This is a genomic window from Mesorhizobium tamadayense (assembly GCF_003863365.1).
Lineage (GTDB): Bacteria > Pseudomonadota > Alphaproteobacteria > Rhizobiales > Rhizobiaceae > Mesorhizobium > Mesorhizobium tamadayense.
On sequence record NZ_RQXT01000006.1, the window covers coordinates 156,494 to 176,201 of the forward strand.

Consider the following 19,708-nt stretch of genomic DNA (forward strand, 5'->3'; position numbering starts at 1 on the left):
CCTCTGACTTGCTCAGTATGGATTTTTAGCCGCCCGGTTCTCGGACAATGTTTCGCGCGATCGCTCGACCAGCGCCTGGATGGCGTCGGCAAGGTGCACCTCGGCAATATTATAGTCGCCGCGCCCCACGCGGATCTTGTGCGCCTCCATCAGCACGTCGGCATGGCTGAACCCGGCCGGCGGCTCGAAACGGTAGGAGGCAAGCTCGATCAGCAGGCCAAGCGGATCCTCGAAATAGATCGAATCCATGAAACCGCGATCCTTGACGCCGCTGTGCTTGATGCCGCGCTCGTCGAGCCGGGCGACCGCCTGCAGGAAGGTCACCCGCGACACCGAGAACGCGATGTGGTGGACGCAGCCGGTATCAATCGGCGTGCGCCGCTTGACCGGGCTGCGGCTCTCATCGGTGAAGACCGTGATCAGCCGCCCGTCGCCTGGGTCGAAATAGAGGTGGCTTTCGCTCGCCTTGTCGAGATTGGGCTGCTCGAAGATGAAGGGCATGCCGAGCACGCCTTCCCAGAAATCGATCGAGGTCTGGCGATCTGCGCCGACCAGCGTGATGTGATGGACGCCTTGCGATTGTAGTTTCTGCATCTGGCTCCTCCCGGCCACGCCGCGCCTTGCCGGCGGGTTTCAGATGCCCACTCGCGCTTGGATCAGCGCTCGGCATGTGACCGCCGCCCGGCCTCGCTCCCCTGCGCTCCGCATTCCGCATCCTGCAGGAGTGCGGCCGGAGCTTTGATGAACGGATGCTAATTCAATCCGAGGCGTTGCGCCAGAAGCGCTGAGTTTCAAGAACTCCACGCAGGCGCCAAGAGCGGCGCCGGGATCGCGGACGCCTTCGCCGAGCTCGCCGAAACGATCCGTCGTCGGCAGCTATAATGGTGCGGCAGCCCGCAGGTCGCTGGGTTTCCCGAGCGGCCGGCTTGGCGACGGCAGTTCAAAGGGCCTCGTTGACGCATGCCGCGCCTGGTTCGGATGACGGGCATCCGCGGCCCTTAGATGAAAATCACATATTCTTCATCGGCACGTCGGGATCGACATGTCCCCCATCGGCAGTGATCTTCAGCCTTGAGAGGTAGTGCTCCCATCCCCTTCGGTGGCTGTCACGCTCCTTTGCGTTCGGCAGTCCGCTGTGCGTGAAGCGGATCAGTGTCCCCGCATCCCTCGCGATCAGGTCGATCTCGACATGGCTGGAGCCGGGCGGCACGGTCTCGTTGTCTTCCCAGCCAAAACTGTAGGCAAGACGGTGGACCGGGATCACCTCGGTGAACTCGCCGCGCGCCATATGGCGACCACCGACATTGACGAGGAACAGACCGCCCGGCGTTGAATCCAAATTCGCTTCGGTCCCGATCCATCGCACGATCTGGTCCGGATCCGTCAAAAGCGCGAACACGGTCGCTTGTGGCGCCGTGACCTCAATCTCTGTGTAAACCGATTCCGCCATTGCTCACTCCAGGTCACATCCGCATCGAATGCCGTGCATGATTGAAGCGAATGTGGGGAGTTGCAAGAAGATGTTCGAGGCGTAAGCATAAGCTGGTGCCGAGTGACCTTCTACCGATGCTTCTCGCAAAATCGCTTTCATTTCTTCTGGACGACGCCGCGCATATGGGCGACGGTGGGCGACTTCTATTGCAGCTCTCAACGCATTTGATGGAAGACGGCTTGCCGATCATTGCCGGCGCGCTGGCGCAGGATGCTCCGGACCCGATCATTTCACGCCGCATCTGGCTCTGGCGAGCGCCTAGCAATGAAGTGGTCGAGGCTTTGGGGATAGGCGCCGACCGCCAGAATGCCGATCCCCGGCTCGTGCTGCGGGAGTGGCTTGGCACGACGCGGGCGATCGTGTTCGACGAGCGAGCGGGCGGTGTCGCACCGACTTTGGTGTGGGCGTTCGATCATACTCCGGATGAGGCGCAGTCTGAGCTGCTGCGGCAAATCTCCCGGTTTGCTGCGGCTCCGATGACCGCACTCGCAGAACGGTCCGCGAAACGCGCATTGCTCGAAGCATATTTGGGAAAGCGCAGTGCAGCACATGTGCTCAACGGCCATTCTCGTCGAGTAAAGGGAGAGACGATACGGGCTGCGCTTCTGTGCGCGGACCTTCGAGGTTTCACCGATCTATCCGAGGTTCATGATGCAGACGAGATCGTATTGGTACTTGATGCCTGGTTCGATTGCGTCGCCGGCGCGGTGCACGCATTTGGTGGCGAGGTTCTCAAGTTTATAGGTGATGGCGTCCTCGCGATTTTCCCGATTGGCGAGCGCGATGCAAGGGCCGCATGTGACGCGGCGGTACGCGCCGTGAAGGCCACGCGCGCCGGGATAGATCATCTCAACCAAACTCGGCGCCGCAATGGGGGCCCAGAGTTCGGATATGGCATTGGCCTGCACGTCGGCGAGATACTTTGGGGGAATATCGGCACTGCCGGCAGGTTGGACTTCACCGCGATCGGCAAGGCTGTAAATCTTGTCAGCCGCATCGAAGGGCTGTGCAAGCCGTTAGGACGGACGGTGCTCGCGTCGACAGTGTTCGAGGCAGAAACTACCGAGCCGATGATCGCCATGGGCAGTCATCAGCTCAGAGGAATAGCAGGCGCGCAAACACTTTTCTGCTTGCCGGAATAGATCGAATGGTTGAGCGCGCCGTGGATGTGTCGTTCACTGCATATCTTGGCATCGTGCGAAGCCATGACTGAGAGAAATTCGAACGGCAAAGAAGCTACGATACTACAACACGTTTCTGGAGTATGGCGCGTCTAGAGCCCAGCCATGCGCGTCGCGCGCAGCTTCGCTGGCGGGTGCTAAGGGCCGACTATTCCTGGCATCCACCCTTCGAGGGAGAGGCGCCTTCGCCGAGCTCGCCAAAACGATCCGCCGCCGGCAGCTGTAGCTCAGGTCGGCTCCAGGCAGCGCCGACCAGCGTGATGGACGCCTTGCGATTGTAGTTTCTGTATCTGGCTCCTCCCCGCTTGGCATCGACTGCCCTGTTCAGCGCGACGTTCTGCGCGCCGCTAAGGCTGTGCCTCAAGACCCATGATGCGATGCTAATGCAATCGGCTCCGCTGCGCCAGAAGCGGCAATGAGCGAAGACCCGCCGCGACCCAAAGCGATGGATCGGGTGGTTTGCTGAAAGCTTGGAAAGCTTGGTACGCCCAAGGGGAATCGAACCCCTGTTCCCGCCGTGAGAGGGCGGTGTCCTGACCGCTAGACGATGGGCGCGCTCAAGAACCGGCGATATAGGCTGACGGCTGGGAAAAAGCAACTGGGGTTTCAGGCTGTTCGCGGACTTTGCCGAACGGCCCTCTCAACCCTGTCGTTTCGGCTCGATCAGGTCCCAGAGATTGCCGTAGAGATCGGCAAACACCGCCACCGTGCCGTGGGGCTCAAAGCGCGGCGCCTCGAGGAACTCGACGCCATTGGCCAGCATCGCCCGATGGTCGCGCGCGAAGTCGTCCGTTTCGAGGAAGAGAAACACCCGCCCGCCGGTCTGGTCGCCGATACGGCTCGCCTGCGTCTCGCCGGAGGCCTCCGCCAAGAGCAGCCGCGCGCCCTGCCCGTTCGCCGGCGTGACCGTCACCCAGCGCTTGCCGCCGCCGAGGTCGACATCGTCGGTCAGCACGAATCCAAGCCGCTCGACATACCAGCGAACCGCCTCGTCATAGTTGCTGACGACGAGCGCCACGGTCGCGATGCTGCGGTTTTCGGCAAAGTCGCTCATTTGTTGCGGATGGCGAATTGGCCGATCATGCGGCGCTCGGCAATGTCGTAGACGAAGATGGCGCGGCCGCCGCCGGCAAGCTCGGCGTCGATCGACAGCCGGTTGCCGGACAGCGACTGGCTGACCACCCTGGCACCGACCGGAAGCACGATATCGCCGGAGAGCGGCGCGCCCGCCGGGGCCTGGACGTCGCCTGCGGGCGTCGGACCAGCGCCGGGTGCATTGCGGGCTTTGTAGACAAGGGCCCCGATCACCACCATAAGGGCGAGGAACAGAAGGCCGAGATTGACGATCATGAAGCGGACGAGCTTCCTGCGTACTTTCTCGGCCGCAGGGTCGAGCGGCTTTTCCTCGCCTTCAGCAAACAGGTCTTCTTCGGCGATGGGCCGGGCCATGGCTAAACAATCCGCAACGGGTTTCGATGAGCGCTCATAACGAAGAGCCCCCGATTTTGATAGGGGATGAATTGACCGCGGGCGAAGCGGTCGTTCTGGAGGCCGGCGCCGATGCGGCCGGCCAGCGCCTTGACCAATGGCTGGCTGCGAAGCTCGGCCCCGACATCTCGCGCAGCCGCGTGCAGGCGCTGATCAAGCAGGGTGCGGTCTCCATCGCCGGCAGGCCGGTCGAGGAAGCCAAGCGCAAGATGGCGGCCGGCGAGCGCGTCTCGGTCGTCATGCCCGAACCGGAGCCGGCTGAGCCGCAGGGCGAAGCGATCCCGCTCGACATCCTCTACGAGGACGACGAGCTGATCGTCGTCAACAAGCCGGCGGGGCTGGTCGTCCATCCGGGCGCCGGCAACTGGACCGGCACGCTGGTCAACGCGCTGATCCATCATTGCGGCGACAGCCTGTCCGGCATAGGCGGCGTCAGGCGGCCCGGCATCGTGCACCGGCTGGACAAGGAAACCAGCGGCGTCATGGTGGTGGCCAAGACCGACCGCGCCCACAAGACACTGTCCGAGGCCTTTGCCGATCACGGCCTGACCGGCGATCTCCAACGCGCCTATCTGGCGCTGGTCTGGGGCATTCCGCAGCGGCCGACCGGCACCGTCGACGCCGCCCTTGGCCGCGCCGCCGACCGCGTGCGCCGCGCCGTGGTTCCCGAGGGCCGCGACGACGCCCGCCACGCTGTCACCCATTTTTCGGTAGTCGAGCGTTTCGGCGAGCGGCAGAAGGAATTCGCCACCGCAAGCCTGGTCGAGTGCCGGCTGGAGACCGGCCGCACACACCAGATCCGGGTCCACATGGCCCATATCGGCCATCCAGTGATCGGCGACCCGGACTACGGCCAGGCCTTCCGCACCAAGGCCAACCGGCTGCCGGACCCGCTGAAGTCCGAGGTCAAGAGGTTTTCCCGACAGGCGCTCCATGCCTGGCTCCTTGAATTCCGACACCCGACCACCCATCTAACGATGAGGTTCGAGGCGCCGATGCCGAAGAACATGGAGGAACTGGTTGGCGGTTTTCGCAAACTCTGAGCCGCCATCAAGACGCTTCAAACCAGCCATCAAAAAACCTGACTGGCATTGTTCACTTTAGCGTGACACACTGTTCCGTGTTGAACCAATGCCTGTCCTTTCTGGTTTTGTTCCTATATACAGCAGTTGCCGCGGATGAGCCGATTGGCATTCGCGTCACATGCCCGCCGCGTTACGGGGGCATCACTCCAATAGAGAGGGGGCGCTATCATGGCCCAGTCACTACCCAGTATCGTTTCCGGTGAAGGCGGTCTCGCCCGTTACCTGGAAGAAATCCGTCGCTTTCCGATGCTGCAGCCGCAGGAAGAGTACATGCTCGCCAAGCGTTACGCCGAGCATCAGGACACTTCCGCCGCGCACAAGCTTGTCACCAGCCATTTGCGGCTCGTCGCCAAGATCGCCATGGGCTATCGCGGCTACGGCCTGCCGATCGGCGAGGTGATCTCGGAAGGCAATGTCGGTCTCATGCAGGCCGTGAAGAAATTCGAACCGGAGCGTGGCTTCCGGCTCGCCACATACGCCATGTGGTGGATCAAGGCCTCGATCCAGGAATACATTCTGCGCTCGTGGAGCCTGGTCAAGATGGGCACCACCGCCAACCAGAAGCGCCTGTTCTTCAACCTGCGCAAGGTGAAGGGCAAGATCCAGGCGCTCGACGACGGCGACCTGAAGCCCGAACAGATCACCGAGATCGCCACCCGCCTCAACGTCTCCGAGGCGGAAGTGGTGTCGATGAACCGCCGCCTGTCGGGTGACGCTTCGCTCAATGCCCCGATCCGGGCGAGCGAGGGCGAGTCCGGGGAATGGCAGGACTGGCTGGTCGACGACCACGAAAGCCAGGAAGAGATGCTGATCGAGCAGGACGAGCTGGAAAGCCGGCGCGCCATGCTGTCGGGCGCCCTGTCGGTGCTCAACGACCGCGAGCGGCGCATCTTCGAGGCGCGCCGCCTGGCCGAGGAGCCGCTGACGCTGGAAGAGCTGTCGGCCGAGTTCGACATCAGCCGCGAGCGCGTGCGCCAGATCGAGGTGCGCGCCTTCGAGAAGGTGCAGGACGCGGTCAAGGCCGCGGCCAAGCGCCAGAACCAGGCGCTGCGCACCATAGAAGCGCAGCCGGCGGCTTAAGGTAAGGCATCAAGACAAGAAACAAAAAAGGCGGCGCCCCGGCGCCGCCTTTTTTGTTTTCGGAACCGCAGCTTTGGCTCAGGCCGCGGGCTGCTTGGTCTTGCGCAGATACGGCAGCACCGTCTCATAGGCGCCGAAGCGCTTGATCGCATCCTCGTTGGAGACGGCGGCGGTGATGATCACATCCTCGCCCTGTTTCCAGTTTGCCGGCGTCGCCACCTGGTGCTTGGCCGTCAGCTGGATGGAATCGATGACGCGCAGGATCTCGTCGAAGTTGCGGCCCGTGGTCATCGGATAGGTCAGCACCAGCTTGATCTTCTTGTCCGGGCCGATGACGTAGACCGAGCGCACCGTAGCGTTGTCGGCCGGCGTGCGGCCTTCCGAGCTCTCGCCGGCGCCCGCCGGCAGCATCTCGTAGAGCTTGGCGACCTTGAGATCCCTGTCGCCGATCAGCGGGTAATTCACCGTCTGGCCGGTAGCGGTCTTGATGTCGGCCTGCCACTTGTCGTGGCTCGCCACCGGATCGACGGAAATGCCGATGATCTTGACGTTGCGCTTTTTGAATTCGCCTTCCAGCCCGGCCATTGTGCCGAGCTCGGTCGTGCAGACCGGCGTGAAATTCTTCGGATGGCTGAACAGCACCGCCCAGCCGTCACCGATCCATTGATGGAAATTGATCGTCCCCTGCGTGGTCTCGGCCGTGAAATCCGGCGCGATATCGTTGATACGAAGGCTCATGACGCGCTCCCTACCCTGTGACATGCCGCCAGCATGGGCCAACCCCATCGGCGTGGCTCAGCCTTCTATACCGCTGGACGGGCCAGTTCAAAAGACTTGTGTCTGCAAGCGTGATCGAAGCAGCGAAAAAATTCGTCTTTTCCTGGAAAAGACAGCAGGAATTTCCGCGACGGATGATGCAGGGGGGCTGGACGAGGCGGCTTAGGCCTTCTTCACCGCCAGCGTTGTCGCCAGATCTTCCATGCGCTGCGCAAGCGCGGCGAGCGCGGTGGTCAGCACGCTGTCGTTCCTGTCGGCCTTGGTCAGCGCCTCGTCGCGCGTCTTGCGCAGCGTCAGCACTTCGCTCTCCATGCCCTTGACGCGCTTGCTGAGTTCCGAGAGCTCGTCCATCACCATGATGCCGGCCATGACGGTCAGCCGCTGGTCGCCGATCTCGCCGAAGGAATCCTTCAGATGCGCCACATAGCGGTCGAAGCGCTCGGCGAGGTCGATCAGATGCTCCTCCTGACCCTCGTCGCAAGCCATCCGGTACTGCTTGCCGTCGATGGAGACCGTGACCTGTGCCATTGGCTTACCTGTCGAGTACCGCGCGGATGGTTTCCATGGCGGTCACCAGCCGGCGCGACACTTCCTTGTTGGCATCTTCCAGCCGTTCGGCGCGGGCTTCGGAATTGTCGAGCTCCTGCGCCAGCCGCGAGCGGTCGGCATTCATGCGCTGCACCTCGGCCTCGGCTTCGGAATAGTCGCGCTCGTGCTCCAGCCGCGCCGCGACGGCGCTTTCCAGCCCCTCCATGGCCTTGCCGAGCCTGGCGATGATTTCCTTGAGGGTCGTTTCCCCGGTCATGGCCTCAGTCCTATGCCCTGCCCGTCACCGAATCGCTCGCGTTCAGAACGCGTTATCCTGGAAACATTAGGCGCCGGGTGAAGCGCACGTCAATAAAGCTCTCGCGACTGTCCCCCGCTAACGCTAATGTAGCGCACCCGGCCCCTTCACGAGCCCGGCAAAAGCCGACCGGATTTGTTGACTAAAAGGCCGCGCCTGCTATGTGTCGCGGCATCCTTTCCCAGGGCTCCCCCAAGGTTCCAACCCAACTTCCGGAGAAAGCATGACCTCGCGTGAACAACATGACCGGATGGCCAATGCGATCCGTTTTCTTTCCATGGATGCCGTCGAGAAGGCGAATTCCGGCCACCCTGGCCTGCCCATGGGCTGCGCCGATGTCGCCACGGTGCTGTTCACCCGCTTCCTGAAATTCGACGCCAAGGCGCCGCGCTGGGCCGACCGCGACCGTTTCATCCTGTCGGCCGGCCACGGCTCGATGCTGCTCTACTCGCTCTTGTACCTCACCGGCTATGAGGACATGACGATCGACCAGATCAAGAACTTCCGGCAGGTCGGATCGAAGACCGCGGGCCATCCCGAGTACGGCCATGCCGCCGGTATCGAGACCACCACCGGTCCGCTCGGCCAGGGCCTCGCCAATTCGGTCGGCTTCGCGCTCGGCGAGCGCATCATGAACGCCGCCTTCGGCAACGACCTGGTCGACCATTACACCTATGTGCTGGCCGGCGACGGCTGCCTGATGGAAGGCGTTTCCCAGGAAGCCATCGCGCTGGCCGGGCATCTGAAGCTGAACAAGCTGATCGTATTCTGGGACAACAACAACATCTCGATCGACGGCCCGGTCTCGCTCGCCGACAACACCGACCAGGTCGCCCGTTTCCAGGCTAGCGGCTGGAATGCCAGCCACATCGACGGCACCGATCCGGAGGCGATCGCCTACGCCATCGAGGCAGCGCGCCATTCCGACAAGCCGACGATGATCGCTTGCAAGACGACGATCGGCTTCGGCGCCCCGACCAAGGCCGGCACCAACAAGGCGCATGGCTCGCCGCTCGGCGCCGAGGAGATCGCCGGCGCTCGCAAATTCTTCAATTGGGAGTCGCCGCCCTTCGAGATTCCGGCCGACATCCTCGACACCTGGCGCGCCGTCGGCAGGAGCGGCGCCAAGGCGCGCGCCGACTGGGAAGGCCGTCTTGCGAAGCACGACGCCACGCTGCAGGGTGAGTTCGAGCGCCGCCTCAGTGGCAAGCTGCCGTCCAATTTCGACGCCGTCATCGCCGAGTACAAGAAGAAGCTCTCGGCCGACAAGCCGAAGGTCGCGACCCGCAAGTCGTCGGAAATGGCGCTGGAGGTCATCAACGGCGCGGTTCCCGAAACCATCGGCGGCTCGGCCGACCTCACCGGCTCCAACAACACCAAGACCAGCCAGACCAAGAACATCACGCCGGACGACTACGGCCAGCGTTATGTCCACTACGGCATCCGCGAGCACGGCATGGCGGCCGCCATCAACGGGCTGACGCTGCATGGCGGCCTGATTGCCTATGGCGGCACGTTCCTGTGCTTCTCCGACTATGCCCGTCCCTCGATGCGCCTTGCCTCGCTGATGGGCATCCGCTCGATCTTTGTCATGACGCATGACTCGATCGGCCTTGGCGAGGACGGCCCGACCCATCAGCCGGTCGAGCATCTGGCGGCGCTGCGCGCCATCCCCAACCACAACGTTTTCCGTCCGGCCGATGCGGTCGAAACGGCGGAATGCTGGCAGCTGGCGCTGGAATCGGAAAAGACGCCGTCGACGCTGGCGCTGACCCGCCAGAACCTGCCGACCGTGCGCACCGAATTCAGCGAGGTGAACCTCAGCGCCTCCGGCGCCTACGAGCTTGCCGCGGCGAGCGGCGAGGCGGCGGTGACGATCTTCGCCACCGGTTCCGAGGTCGAGATCGCGCTTGGCGCCCGCGAGTTGCTGGAAAGGCATGGCCATCCGACCCGCGTCGTATCGGTGCCGTGCTTCGAGCTGTTCGACCAGCAGAGCGAGGACTATCGCAAGAAGACGATCGGCAACGCCAAGATCAAGGTCGCCATCGAGGCCGGCATCCGCCAGGGCTGGGATCACTTGATCGGTACCGACGGCATCTTTGTCGGCATGACCGGCTTCGGCGCTTCGGGTTCGATCGAGCAGCTCTATCCGCATTTCGGCATCACTGCCGAGGCTGCGGCCAACGCCGTGGAAGCGCGCCTGCACGGCAAGTGAGGCATTTCATGTCGCTCAAAAGCGCACGGCGGTTCTGAGCGACATGTAGAAACAAGAAGGCCCCGGTCGGGCGAAGTCATTCAAAGGCTTTTGCCGGGCTGGCCAAACCTAATCGATTTAAATTTGGACTTCTACGGCTGGATTCTTTGCCCGCCCGCCGCTATGAAGCAGCGGACCCATCCGCTTTCCAGCTCCCAGGGAGAGAAAAATGACCGTTAGAGTTGCCATCAACGGATTTGGCCGCATCGGCCGCAACATCCTGCGCGCGATCCATGAATCCGGCCGAAAGGACATCGATGTCGTCGCCGTCAACGACCTCGGCCCGGTCGAGACCAACGCGCACCTGCTCCGCTACGACAGCGTGCATGGCCGCTTCCCGCACGAGGTGACGGTCGACGGCGACCAGATCTCGGTCGGCAAGGAGAAGTTCAAGGTCACCGCCATCAAGGATCCGACTCAGCTTCCCTGGAAGGAGCTCGGCATCGACATCGCGCTCGAATGCACCGGCATCTTCACCGCCCGCGACAAGGCCGCCGCGCATCTGACCGCCGGCGCCAAGCGCGTCATCGTCTCGGCCCCGGCCGAAGGCGCCGACCTCACCGTCGTCTACGGCATCAACCACGACAAGCTGACCAAGGACCACGTCGTCATCTCCAACGCGTCCTGCACCACCAACTGCCTGGCGCCGCTTGCTGCCGTGCTGCACGAGGCCGTCGGCATCGAGAAGGGCATGATGACGACAATCCACTCCTATACCGGCGACCAGCCGACGCTGGACACCATGCACAAGGACCTTTACCGCGCCCGCGCGGCTGCCCTGTCGCAGATCCCGACCTCGACCGGTGCCGCCAAGGCGATCGGGCTGGTGCTGCCCGACCTCAAGGGCAAGCTCGACGGCATCTCGATCCGCGTGCCGACCCCGAACGTCTCGGTGGTCGACCTCAAGTTCATCGCCAAGCGCTCGACCACCGTGCAGGAGATCAACGAAGCGCTGATCGCCGCCTCCAACGGCAAGCTGAAGGGCATCCTCTCGGTCACCCATCACCCGAACGTGTCGATCGACTTCAACCACGATCCGCATTCCTCGATCGTGGCGCTCGACCAGACCAAGGTCATGGACGGCAACTTTGTGTCGGTGCTCTCCTGGTACGACAACGAATGGGGCTTCTCCAACCGCATGGGCGACACGGCCGTCGCCTTCGGCAAGACCATCGCCTGATCCGGGGCTTAGAGCATGTCTCCCGAAAGTGTGCAGCGGTTTCGGGACAAAGACATGCTTAAAATCAAAAACCTAAAGTAGGTCGCGTGAATCCTTTTCAAGCGACCTGCTTTAGTCTCTCTGATCCAGACGCCCGGCTTCGGCCGGGCGTTTTCGTTTGAGCGCCTGATCGCCAAAACCTCCGAGAATCAGCGGCATAAAGCGAAAAACCACGCCGTTGCCTTGCACTGGTCATGTCTTCGCCCCACTCTCCCGTAAAGCCACGAAACAGAGGGACTTGGAGGGGCAATACCGGTGGAGCATGCGATCTATCTCGTGACGCTGGTCGGCACGGCGCTCATTGTCGCCGCCGCGTTTTCGAGCCTGATCGCCTTCCGCTTCGGCGCTCCCCTGTTGCTCCTCTTCCTCTGCATCGGGCTCGCCACCGGTGTCGACGGCCTCGGCATCGAGTTCGACAATGCGCGGCTGGCTTATTTTGCCGGCTCGCTGGCTTTAGCCATCATCCTGTTCGATTCCGGCTTCGGCACGCCGCTCAACGCCTTGCGTCAGGCGGCCGGGCCGGCATTGTCGCTGGCAACCATCGGCGTCATGCTCACCACCGGCATTTTCGGCGTCGCCGCCTTCTACCTCCTCAACCTCAGCTGGCTGGAATCCTCGCTGCTCGGCGCCGCCGTCGCCTCCACCGACGCGGCCGCCGTGTTCTTCCTGCTGCGCGCCGGCGAGATCCATTTGCGCGAGCGCGTGCGTTCGACGCTGGAGGTCGAATCCGGCACCAACGATCCGATCGCCATTTTCCTCACCATCACCCTGGTCGAGATCATAGCCGCGCATGCCAATCCGGAGGCCAATGTGCTGGCCACCAACCTGGCGATCGGCTTCCTCATCAATATGGGGCTCGGCGCCGTCATCGGCGTTCTCGGTGGCATGGCAATCGTGCGCCTCGTCGATCGGCTGAACCTCGACCACGGCCTGCTGCCGATCTTCGTGCTAACGCTCTCGCTGATGGTCTTCGCCGCCGCCGGCGCCGTCGGCGGCTCCGGCTTCCTGGCCGTCTATCTCGCCGGTCTCGTCGCCGGCAATTCCGACATCCGCGCCGTCACCATCCTGAAACGCTTCCAGGACGGCATGTCGTGGCTGGCGCAGATCATCATGTTCCTGATCCTCGGCCTGTTCGCCACGCCCTCGCAGTTCCCGGCGATCCTGGTGCCCGCGATCCTGCTCGGCCTGTTCCTGATCTTCGTGGCGCGGCCTTTAGCCGTCTGGCTCTGCCTGATCCCGTTCCGCCTGCCGCGCCCCGAGGTCGCCTTCGTCTCTTGGGTCGGCCTGCGTGGCGCCGTCTCGATCCTGCTTGCCATCACGCCTCTGCTCGGCGGGCTGGCGAACGGTCGCCTCATCTTCAATGTCGCCTTCATCATTGTCCTGGTATCGCTGGTGGTGCAGGGCTGGACTGTCGGTCCGCTGGCGCGTCGCCTCGGCCTGATCGTGCCGGCACGGCTTGGACCGCTCGACAAGGTCGAACTCGAGTTGCCGGGCTCGGCCCATCACGAGCTGCTGGCCTACCGAGTCGCGCCAGGCAGTCCGGTGGCGCGCGGCGAGCGCATCCCGCGCTGGGCGAGGCCCTCGCTGGTGCTGCGCGATGGCCGCTCCATGCGCTTCCAGGACATGGGCCGGCTCACCGCAGGCGACCAGGTCTACATCTTCGTGCCGGACCGCTATCCGCGCCTGCTCGACAAGCTCTTCGCCAGCCGCGCCGTGGTCGACCCCGAGGACGCCGATTTCTTCGGTGCCTTCCCAGTCGATCCGGCCCGCTTCGCTGCCGAGCTGGAAGCCGCCTACGCGCCGGGCCTCACCGAGGCCGAACAGAAGCTCACCGTCGCAGCGCTGGTCACCGAGCGGCTCGGCGGCACCGCCGAATATGCCGATCGCGTGATGATCGGCCCGATCGAGCTGATCGTGCGCGACGTCGACGAGAAGGGCCGGATCACAGGGCTTGGCCTGTCCTTCGAGCCGACCGCGCCGGTGGCGCGCGTGCCGGTTTTCCTGAGCGCCGGCGAGATCGCCGACCGCATCGCCGCCTTCATCCGCAACTGGCGCAAACCGGCGCAAACGCAGGCTGCCGAAAGCGAGCCAAACGAAGCGGCAGCGGCGGAGTCTGTGGCGCAGAAAGCAGCAACCGAAAGCTGACGTCACACGACGACATCATTTTTGCGCGCGCGCTTCAACGCGAGGCTTGCATCGTCCCCGGTGCCGGGTAAGGTCGCCGCGTTTTTCGCGGAAAGGAACGACCATGGCCGGATTCAAGACACTCGACGATATCGGCGCCGTCAGCGGCAAGCGCATCCTGGTGCGCGTCGACCTCAACGTTCCGGTCGCCGACGGCAAGGTCACCGACGCCACGCGCATCGAGCGCATCGCACCGACGATTTCCGAGCTCTCCGGCAAGGGCGCCAAGGTCATCCTGCTCGCGCATTTCGGCCGCCCCAAGGAGGGCCCCTCGGCCGAGTTCTCGCTGGAACCGATCGCCCGCGCGACGGCGGAAGTGCTCGGCCGCCCGGTCGGCTTCGCCTCCGACTGCATTGGCGACAAGGCCGCGGACGCGGTCGCCGCCATGAAGAATGGCGACATCCTGCTCCTGGAAAACACCCGTTTCTACAAGGCCGAGGAGAAGAACGACCCGGCCTTCACCGAAAAGCTCGCCGCCAATGGCGACATCTATGTCAACGACGCCTTTTCCGCCGCCCACCGCGCGCATGCGTCGACCGAAGGCCTGGCGCACCGGCTGCCGGCCTATGCCGGCCGCACCATGCAGGCCGAGCTCGATGCGCTGGAAAAGGGTCTCGGCAATCCGGTACGACCCGTGGTGGCCATTGTCGGCGGCGCCAAGGTCTCGACCAAGATCGACCTCCTGATGAACCTGGTGAAGAAGGTCGATGCGCTGGTCATTGGCGGCGGCATGGCCAACACGTTCCTGGCGGCGCGCGGCACCGATGTCGGCAAATCGCTCTGCGAGCATGATTTGGCCTCTACCGCCAAGCAGATCATGATCGAGGCGGCCGAGGCGGGCTGCGCCATCATCCTGCCCGCCGACGGCGTCGTGGCGAAGGAATTCAAGGCAGGTGCTGCGAGCGAGACCGTGGCCATTGCGGACGTGCCGGCCGACAGCATGATCCTCGACGTCGGCGCAAAGACCGTGAAGACCGTCACCGACTGGGTCGACCGCGCCGCCACGCTTGTCTGGAACGGCCCGCTCGGCGCTTTCGAGATTGAGCCCTTCGATCGTGCGACCGTTGCGGCGGCAAAGCACGCCGCAGCCCGTACCAGGGAAGGCAAGCTTGTCTCGGTTGCCGGCGGCGGCGACACGGTAGCCGCGCTCAACCATGCCGGCGTCGCCGACGACTTCACCTATGTCTCGACCGCCGGCGGCGCTTTCCTGGAATGGATGGAAGGCAAGCCGCTGCCCGGCGTCGAGGTGCTGAAGCGCTGAACCAGTCAACACTTAGCGAGCGGTTCCGCCCGTCGAATACTTTCAATCGATTCGAGCTTTCCGCGTTCATTCCTTTGGCGGTAGTGTTCTGCTTAGAGCAATTCCAGGAAAAGTGCGAAGCGGTTTTCCGTTCGGAATTGCGGGAAAACAAAGGCCTGAAGCGGTCAGCGGGCTGACCGCAGGCGCGGAACCGTCAAGGAGAGCAACAATGAGCGAACGTCTCGAAGACATTGCCGCCGCGATCGTGGCCGACGGCAAGGGCCTGCTGGCCGCCGATGAGAGCTCCGGTACCATCAAGAAGCGCTTCGACGTCATCGGCGTCGAATCGACCGCCGACAGCCGGCGCGACTATCGCGAGATGATGTTCCGCGCCAAGGACGCGATGACCAGGTACATTTCCGGCGTCATCCTCTATGACGAGACGATTCGCCAGAAGGCCGCCGACGGCACGCCGCTGGTCGACATCATCAAGGCCTCAGGCGCCATTCCGGGCATCAAGGTCGATCTCGGCGCCAAGCCTCTCGCCGGCTTTCCCGGCGATACCATCACCGAAGGCCTGGACGGCCTGCGCGAGCGGCTTGCGGATTATTACAAGCTCGGCGCCCGCTTCGCCAAATGGCGCGCCGTGATCGACATCGACACCGCCAAGGGCGTGCCATCGGCGACGTCGATCGGCTCCAACGCGCATGCGCTGGCCCGTTACGCCGCGCTCTGCCAGGAAGCCGGCATCGTGCCGATCGTCGAGCCGGAAGTGCTGATGGACGGCGCCCACTCGATCGACACCTGCTACGAGATCAGCAAGGCGACGCTGCTGAAGCTCTATGGCGAGCTTTATGCGGCGCGCGTCGTGCTGGAAGGCACCATCCTGAAGCCGAACATGGTCATCTCCGGCAAGAAATCGGGCAAGAAAGACAGGCCCGAGGAGGTCGCCGAGAAGACGATCAAGCTGTTCCGCGAAACCGTGCCCGCGGCGGTGCCCGGCATCGCCTTCCTCTCCGGCGGCCAGGACGACGAGCAGGCGACGGCCAACCTCAATGCCATCAACGTCATCGGCCCGCATCCGTGGAAGCTCTCCTTCTCTTATGGCCGCGCCTTGCAGGCGGCCGCGCAGAAGGCATGGAGCGGCAAGGCGTCGAACGTCGCCGCCGGCCAGGCCGCCTTCATCCACCGCGCTCACATGAACCATCTGGCCGCGCTCGGCAAATGGCAGCCGGCGCTGGAAAAGGCCGCCTGATACCAGGCTTCCCAAATCACCGAAAACCCGGGCCAAGGCCCGGGTTTTGTTTTTTGCCGGCCGCATTCCTACTTGATGCATCGAAACAGCGGCGGCGAATGTCGGGTCGCGCCCATGTCGAACGTCCTTGGCAGGAGAGGACAGGAGATAGTCATGCATCGCATTGCCGTCGTTTCGCGGGAGGACTGGTTCGAGGCGCACAGAAGGCACCTCGAGCGCGAGAAGGAATTGACGCGGTTTCGCGATTGCATCGCCGCCGAGCGTCGGCAACTGCCCTGGCTCAAGCTGCGCAAGGATTATGTCTTCGAAAGCGAGCAGGGAACGAAGCGCCTCGCCGAACTGTTCGCCGGCAAGAGCCAGCTCATCGTCTACCACTTCATGATGACGCCGGGCTCCGACCACCGCTGCGAAGGCTGCTCGTTCCTGGCCGACCACATCGATGGCGCCAACCGGCATCTCAAGCACCACGACGTGTCGCTGGTCGTCATCTCGCGGGCGCCGCTGGCCGAGCTCTTGCCCTACAAGCAGCGCATGGGCTGGAAATTCGACTGGGTGTCCTCCTATGCGTCGGACTTCAACTTCGACATGCAGGTCTCCTTCACCGACAGGCAGATCGCGGCCGGCGACACGGTCTACAATTTCGAGAAACGCCCGTTGCGATCGAAGGACCTGCCCGGCACCAGCGTCTTTTATCGCGACGAAAACGGCGACGTCTTCCTCACCTTCATGTCGCGCGCCCGCGGCGGCGACGCGCTGATCGGCGCCTACCACTATCTCGACATGACGCCGAAGGGCCGCAACGAGACCGGCCCCTATCACGGCCTGATGGACTGGGTGCGCCTGCACGACGAATACCAGGACAGGACCAAGGATCGGCCGGACTGCTGCGAGTGACCCGCCTAGTTCACCTCGGCCAAAACATGCGCTAATGGCTTTTCGTCATTCTTACCCCCAGTGCCCGAGCACGGCCGCCAACGAGATCGCGGCCATGGCAAGCACCGCCAGCTTCCAGAAATCGGTGCGGCGCTTCAGTCCGGGCCAGCCGAGCGGCTTGATGACCTGGATCAGCATAATGCCGATGATGACAAGGGCGAGCAGTTTCGTCATGCCGCCTTTGATCAGCATCGCCGACGGCTGTCAAAGCCGTTCTTGATGCTGCCGTTCGGGCGGGACGCTCCTGACAGAATCCGAACCTCATCGAGCTCTCGCGGGACGTCGCGGGTCTTTCTACGGCGTGCTGCCAACCTCCTGACAGACAGCTGTCAGCAGGGGTGTGAGATACTCCTCTCATCGAAAAAGAGGAGCCTGGTCATGAACGGTTTTACGATACTGCGTAGCGTGAAGCACTATGTCGGCAAGATCCGCACCGTGCGGAATGAGATCCGCACCCAGCGTTTCCTGAACAATTTGCCGGCGGACATTCGCAAGGACATCGGTTGGCCGGACCTTTATAATGGCCGCGCGCGTGAGAACTGAAATTTTTCGGCGCGCGACTTGGATAGCGGCCGTGCCGCGCCCAGATCTAATGGCGGTCGAAACGCTGGGTTTCAGGGAAGACGCCGCTATCTCGTGTTGGAATGGCTGCATCCTCCTGACAGTATGTTGTCAGGAGGCCTGCGTTATTGAAGCAGCCTCCAACCTGCGGGAACCGGTTTTGGGACCGCGGCATGCGTAGAACCGAAACCAAGGGGTCAAACGATGCGCCGCGCCGACAGACTTTTCCAGATCGTGCAGCATCTGCGCGGTGGCCGGTTGGTCACCGCGCAGAAGCTCGGCACGTGGCTCGAGGTTTCCGAGCGGACTATCTACCGCGACATAGCCGACCTGCAGTCGACCGGCGTGCCGATCGACGGCGAGGCGGGTGTCGGCTACATGATGAGGGAGGGTTTCGACCTTCCGCCGCTGATGTTCACGCGTGACGAGATCGTGGCGCTGGTTGCCGGCGCGCGCATGGTGCGTGCTTTTGGCGGCGCGGCGATGGCAAGGGCCGCGGACGAGGCGCTGGTCAAGATCGGCGCCGTGCTGCCCGACACGGAAAAGGACCGCATCGCCCGCACCGAGATCCACACGCCGATGTGGGTGGTGAGCGATGCCGCGCGCGAAGCGATCGATCTCATCGAGCGCGCCATCGAGAAGCGCCAGGTGCTGACCATAGACTATTCGGACGAGGCCGGCCGCGGCACCGCCCGCGACATCCGGCCCTTGGGTCTGTGGTTCTGGGGCAAGGTCTGGACGCTGGTCGCCTGGTGCGAGATGCGCGACGATTTTCGCGCCTTCCGCATCGACCGCATCGCCTCGGTGGTGATCGCCGGCCGCATCTACAAGCCGGAGCGCGGCAAGCAGCTCGCCGATTTCTACCGCGCCGTGGAGCGCAGCGAGGACTACGGCATGGCGCCCGACCGCGCGGCACGGACGTAAGTCCTCCCAAGCGACTGTCCGATAAAAAAGCCCGCTCGAAGCGGGCTTTTTTTATCGAGTGGAACTGCTTACTCCTCGTCTTCGTCCTTGTCCTTCGACTTCAGCGCCGAAAGCTTGGCGAAAACGGCATTGGCGTCCAGTTCCTGATCCTCGTCCTTCGGCTTCTCCGGAGCCGGCGTCAGCCTTTCGGTCAGCGCCGCCGGCAGCAGCGTGTCGCCGGCGACCGGCTGTACCTGCTCGCGGCCGCGCGAGGCGCGGTTGACTTCCAGATCGAGGTCGATCTGCGAGGTCAGGCCGAGCGTCACCGGATCCATCGGCTGCAGATTGGCCGAGTTCCAGTGCTTGCGCTCGCGGATCTGCTCGATCGTCGACTTGGTGGTGCCGACCAGCCGTGCGATCTGCGCGTCCTTGAGCTCGGGATGGTTGCGCACCAGCCAGAGAATGGCGTTCGGCCGGTCCTGGCGCTTCGACAGAGGCGTGTAGCGAGGGCCCTTGCGCTTCGATTCCGGCACCCGCACCTTGGGGTCGGACAATTTCAGCCGGTGGTTCGGGTCCTTCTCGCCGCGCGCGATCTCGTCGCGGGTGAGCTGGCCGGTCATGATCGGGTCCATTCCCTTGATACCCTGCGCCGACTCGCCGTCGGCGATCGCCTTGACCTCCAGCGGATGCAGCCCGCAGAACTGCGCGATCTGCTCGAAGGAGAGCGCGGTGTTGTCGACCAGCCAGACGGCGGTCGCCTTGGGCATCAGCAGCGTATTGGCCATGTCAAAAATCCTTCTCGTTCGCCCGCGTTCCCGCGCGGGCGGTGGTTTTAGAGCCACCAAAATGGGAAATTCGCGGCCTGTATAAACGCTCCGTCACGATTTCGCAATGTTTTTGGCAAGGAGCGTCTGAAGCTCCAAAAAGACAAAACCCGCCGGACTGGGTCCAGCGGGTTCGGAACCGGAGACGAGCAAGCGTCTGCGACGGCTCTGGCTTCGAGGCCGCAGCCCGGCCTTGCGGCCAGGCGCGCTTCAAATCAAAGAGCCTTGCGGGCGATTCTCTCGATGTCGCCGCGGTTGATGCCGAGGTCGTTCAGCTGACGGGCGTTGAGCTTGTTCAGCTCACGCACGGTCTCGTTGTAAAGGCGCCAGTTGCGGAAAGCGCGGATCGGGTTCATTTCAGTCCTCCATTCGTGGGATCGATTGTTTC

At 63.5% G+C, this 19,708-nt stretch carries 21 protein-coding genes and 1 tRNA gene; 11 read left to right on the forward strand and 11 right to left on the reverse strand.

Annotated elements, in window-relative coordinates:
• Nucleotides 1–12: 12 nt before the first annotated feature.
• Together EH240_RS07520 and EH240_RS07525 are read right to left on the reverse strand one after the other, a co-directional pair.
• A complete protein-coding gene (locus tag EH240_RS07520) occupies nt 13–594 on the reverse strand; it encodes a VOC family protein (RefSeq protein WP_124996774.1) in 582 nt (193 codons plus the stop codon).
• 415 nt (nt 595–1,009) lie between these two features.
• Complete coding sequence (locus tag EH240_RS07525) at nt 1,010–1,450, reverse strand: SRPBCC family protein (protein ID WP_124996775.1); 441 nt, start codon at nt 1,448–1,450, stop codon at nt 1,010–1,012.
• 116 nt (nt 1,451–1,566) lie between these two features.
• On the opposite strand from EH240_RS07525, the gene EH240_RS07530 reads away from it, so the two are divergent.
• On the forward strand, nt 1,567–2,634 hold the full coding sequence (locus EH240_RS07530) for an adenylate/guanylate cyclase domain-containing protein (protein ID WP_124996776.1): 1,068 nt from the start codon (nt 1,567–1,569) through the stop codon (nt 2,632–2,634).
• Between the two features lie 519 nt (nt 2,635–3,153).
• Here the strand turns inward: EH240_RS07530 and EH240_RS07535 are convergent.
• From EH240_RS07535 to EH240_RS07545, 3 genes are all read right to left on the reverse strand, one after another.
• A tRNA-Glu gene (locus EH240_RS07535) sits at nt 3,154–3,228 on the reverse strand.
• 85 nt (nt 3,229–3,313) lie between these two features.
• Nucleotides 3,314–3,727, reverse strand: a complete 414-nt coding sequence (locus EH240_RS07540) for a VOC family protein (protein ID WP_124996777.1) — start codon at nt 3,725–3,727, stop codon at nt 3,314–3,316.
• On the reverse strand, nt 3,724–4,122 hold the full coding sequence (locus EH240_RS07545) for a fimbrial protein (RefSeq protein WP_124996778.1): 399 nt from the start codon (nt 4,120–4,122) through the stop codon (nt 3,724–3,726). The genes EH240_RS07540 and EH240_RS07545 overlap by 4 nt, the downstream gene beginning before the upstream one ends.
• 26 nt (nt 4,123–4,148) lie before the next feature.
• On the opposite strand from EH240_RS07545, the gene EH240_RS07550 reads away from it, so the two are divergent.
• Together EH240_RS07550 and rpoH are read left to right on the forward strand one after the other, a co-directional pair.
• Nucleotides 4,149–5,204, forward strand: a complete 1,056-nt coding sequence (locus tag EH240_RS07550; protein ID WP_124996779.1) for an RluA family pseudouridine synthase — start codon at nt 4,149–4,151, stop codon at nt 5,202–5,204.
• A 210-nt stretch (nt 5,205–5,414) separates the two neighbouring features.
• On the forward strand, nt 5,415–6,326 hold the full coding sequence (gene rpoH / locus EH240_RS07555; protein WP_124996780.1) for an RNA polymerase sigma factor RpoH: 912 nt from the start codon (nt 5,415–5,417) through the stop codon (nt 6,324–6,326).
• Nucleotides 6,327–6,404: 78 nt separating this feature from the next.
• Here the strand turns inward: rpoH and EH240_RS07560 are convergent, their stop codons facing one another.
• The 3 genes from EH240_RS07560 to EH240_RS07570 all read right to left on the reverse strand — a co-directional run bounded on the left by EH240_RS07560 (nt 6,405) and on the right by EH240_RS07570 (nt 7,908).
• The gene (locus tag EH240_RS07560) at nt 6,405–7,064 is read right to left on the reverse strand and encodes a peroxiredoxin (protein ID WP_124996781.1); all 660 of its coding nucleotides are present in this window, start codon (nt 7,062–7,064) and stop codon (nt 6,405–6,407) included.
• A 201-nt stretch (nt 7,065–7,265) separates the two neighbouring features.
• On the reverse strand, nt 7,266–7,631 hold the full coding sequence (locus EH240_RS07565) for a cell division protein ZapA (protein ID WP_124996782.1): 366 nt from the start codon (nt 7,629–7,631) through the stop codon (nt 7,266–7,268).
• A 4-nt stretch (nt 7,632–7,635) separates the two neighbouring features.
• On the reverse strand, nt 7,636–7,908 hold the full coding sequence (locus EH240_RS07570; RefSeq protein ID WP_124996783.1) for a DUF4164 domain-containing protein: 273 nt from the start codon (nt 7,906–7,908) through the stop codon (nt 7,636–7,638).
• Nucleotides 7,909–8,170: 262 nt separating this feature from the next.
• Between EH240_RS07570 and tkt the strand changes: the two genes are divergently transcribed.
• From tkt to EH240_RS07600, 6 genes are all read left to right on the forward strand, one after another.
• Nucleotides 8,171–10,162, forward strand: coding sequence for a transketolase (tkt, locus tag EH240_RS07575; RefSeq protein ID WP_124996784.1), 1,992 nt, complete (start codon nt 8,171–8,173; stop codon nt 10,160–10,162).
• 208 nt (nt 10,163–10,370) lie between these two features.
• Nucleotides 10,371–11,381 carry a type I glyceraldehyde-3-phosphate dehydrogenase gene (gap, locus tag EH240_RS07580; RefSeq protein WP_124996785.1) on the forward strand — a complete coding sequence of 337 codons (1,011 nt, stop codon included), beginning with the start codon at nt 10,371–10,373 and terminating at the stop codon, nt 11,379–11,381.
• A gap of 294 nt (nt 11,382–11,675) precedes the next feature.
• Nucleotides 11,676–13,565: a potassium/proton antiporter gene (locus tag EH240_RS07585; RefSeq protein ID WP_124996786.1), complete on the forward strand. Its 1,890-nt coding sequence runs from the start codon at nt 11,676–11,678 to the stop codon at nt 13,563–13,565.
• Between the two features lie 103 nt (nt 13,566–13,668).
• Nucleotides 13,669–14,865: a phosphoglycerate kinase gene (locus tag EH240_RS07590; RefSeq protein ID WP_124996787.1), complete on the forward strand. Its 1,197-nt coding sequence runs from the start codon at nt 13,669–13,671 to the stop codon at nt 14,863–14,865.
• A gap of 208 nt (nt 14,866–15,073) precedes the next feature.
• The gene (locus EH240_RS07595; RefSeq protein WP_124996788.1) at nt 15,074–16,099 is read left to right on the forward strand and encodes a class I fructose-bisphosphate aldolase; all 1,026 of its coding nucleotides are present in this window, start codon (nt 15,074–15,076) and stop codon (nt 16,097–16,099) included.
• Nucleotides 16,100–16,252: 153 nt separating this feature from the next.
• Nucleotides 16,253–16,993, forward strand: a complete 741-nt coding sequence (locus EH240_RS07600) for a DUF899 domain-containing protein (RefSeq protein WP_124996789.1) — start codon at nt 16,253–16,255, stop codon at nt 16,991–16,993.
• A gap of 51 nt (nt 16,994–17,044) precedes the next feature.
• On the opposite strand, the gene EH240_RS07605 is transcribed toward EH240_RS07600, so the two are convergent.
• Complete coding sequence (locus EH240_RS07605) at nt 17,045–17,224, reverse strand: hypothetical protein (protein WP_167483950.1); 180 nt, start codon at nt 17,222–17,224, stop codon at nt 17,045–17,047.
• A gap of 186 nt (nt 17,225–17,410) precedes the next feature.
• Here EH240_RS07605 and EH240_RS07610 point away from each other — a divergent pair, with 186 nt between their 5' ends.
• Both EH240_RS07610 and EH240_RS07615 read left to right on the forward strand, forming a co-directional pair.
• Complete coding sequence (locus EH240_RS07610) at nt 17,411–17,575, forward strand: hypothetical protein (RefSeq protein ID WP_124996790.1); 165 nt, start codon at nt 17,411–17,413, stop codon at nt 17,573–17,575.
• 222 nt (nt 17,576–17,797) lie between these two features.
• Nucleotides 17,798–18,517, forward strand: a complete 720-nt coding sequence (locus tag EH240_RS07615) for a helix-turn-helix transcriptional regulator (RefSeq protein ID WP_059189944.1) — start codon at nt 17,798–17,800, stop codon at nt 18,515–18,517.
• Between the two features lie 68 nt (nt 18,518–18,585).
• Here EH240_RS07615 and EH240_RS07620 read toward each other — a convergent pair whose 3' ends face one another.
• Nucleotides 18,586–19,281: a DUF1013 domain-containing protein gene (locus tag EH240_RS07620; RefSeq protein WP_124996791.1), complete on the reverse strand. Its 696-nt coding sequence runs from the start codon at nt 19,279–19,281 to the stop codon at nt 18,586–18,588.
• 254 nt (nt 19,282–19,535) lie between these two features.
• Nucleotides 19,536–19,676, reverse strand: a complete 141-nt coding sequence (locus EH240_RS07625) for a DUF1127 domain-containing protein (protein ID WP_124996792.1) — start codon at nt 19,674–19,676, stop codon at nt 19,536–19,538.
• Nucleotides 19,677–19,708: the final 32 nt, after the last annotated feature.